This window comes from uncultured Planktosalinus sp., assembly GCF_963973675.1.
In the GTDB taxonomy this organism is placed as follows: domain Bacteria; phylum Bacteroidota; class Bacteroidia; order Flavobacteriales; family Flavobacteriaceae; genus Planktosalinus.
Window position 1 is genome coordinate 1 of record NZ_CAXBAN010000465.1, and the last position, 1,679, is coordinate 1,679.

Here is a 1,679-nt window from a genome sequence, read left to right on the forward strand (position 1 = left end):
TTTCAATTTTTGATAATTTCACTTTAGCAGTAATGAATGATTGTATAACAATCACACCCCAAATCAATCAAGTTTAGTTTGAAATTGCAAAGGAATAATTCAAAAACAAGCCCTTTGATTAAATCACAAACAGAATTAACTTTTAATCTCTTGACCCTAGTGTTAACAAACAAACTTCAAAAATTGAAAATCTCGTGGGGATTGTAGTTGTTTCTCTGAGTGATTTAAGTAATTCAAATTTCCAATTTGAAAAGCTGTTTTTAAACTAACCTTACAAAGCTTTAACAAGTTAATTGATGCAAATAACTTGTGTGAAAAACTTATAAAAAAATTTATAATTACTTATTTTTATTATTTAAAATAACAATTCTGTATCAACACTAAAAGATTGTAAAAAGGAAATACTTGAATGAATATCTTTAGCCAAAACCCTATCTACTTTAATAAAAGAAACATTCGTTTTATAACTTTCTAAAAATACATCCAAGAAAGGTGACGTTTTTTTTGGCGCCCGATAACTAATCGCTTGCGAAGCATTTAACAACTCTATTGCTAAAATTGTCTCTAAATTATCAATTATCTTAAGACACTTTGTTGCTGCATTCGCTCCCATACTCACGTGATCTTCCTGCCCATTAGAAGATACAATAGAATCAACACTTGCTGGGGTTGAAAGTTGCTTATTTTGGCTTACAATTGATGCTGCGGTATATTGCGGTATCATTAATCCGGAATTCAATCCGGGATTGTCAACTAAAAAATTAGGCAAATTACGTGTACCTGAAATCAACTGATAAGTTCTTCTTTCTGAAATACTACCAAGTTCTGACATTGCAATTGCTAAAAAATCAAACGCTAAAGCTAATGGTTGACCATGAAAGTTTCCCCCTGAAATAATTTTATCTTCTTCAATGAAAATATTGGGGTTGTCAGTAACTGAATTAATTTCTGTTTTAAAAGTTCTCCTGACAAATTCAAGAGTATCTTTTGTGGCTCCATGCACTTGTGGTATGCATCTGAAAGAATAAGGGTCCTGAACATTTTGCTTCTCACTTTGCCCTATTTCACTTCCTTCCAAAAAACCCCGAATATTTTCAGCAGTTTTAATTTGACCACCGTGAGGCCTTACTTCATGAACTAATGGGTCAAATGGTGACATATTACAATCAAAAGCATCAATAGAAATAGCCCCGATTAAATCAGCTAAATATGAAAGTTTAAAACTTTTTAGCAATGCATAAACTCCATGCGCACTCATAAACTGAGTACCGTTTAAAAGAGCCAATCCTTCTTTTGCTTTAAGTAAAATTGGTTCCCAGTTGAATTCATTAAGAACTTTTTCAGTCTCAGTAATTTTTCCATTAAAATAAACCTCCCCTAACCCAATCAATGGAAGTGATAAATGGGCCAAAGGTGCCAAATCACCAGACGCACCTAAACTACCTTGACAATAGACTACCGGTAAAATATCATTGTTATAAAAATCTATAAGTCTTTCAACAGTTATTAGCTGAACACCACTATTCCCATAGCTTAAAGATTGAACTTTTAAAAGCAGCATTAACTTAACTATATCCTTTGAGACAAATTCTCCCGTACCACACGCATGAGATTTTACTAAATTACTTTGTAAAGTTGACAAATCTTCAGAAGAAATCTTTATGTCACAAAGTGAGCCA

Annotated in this window: 1 protein-coding gene; it reads right to left on the reverse strand. The window is 32.4% G+C overall.

Annotated features, from left to right (window positions below):
• Positions 1-355: 355 nt before the first annotated feature.
• Positions 356-1,679, reverse strand: a 1,324-nt coding sequence (gene hutH / locus AACY61_RS13380; RefSeq protein WP_339612078.1) for a histidine ammonia-lyase, incomplete at its 5' end; no start/stop codon positions are given.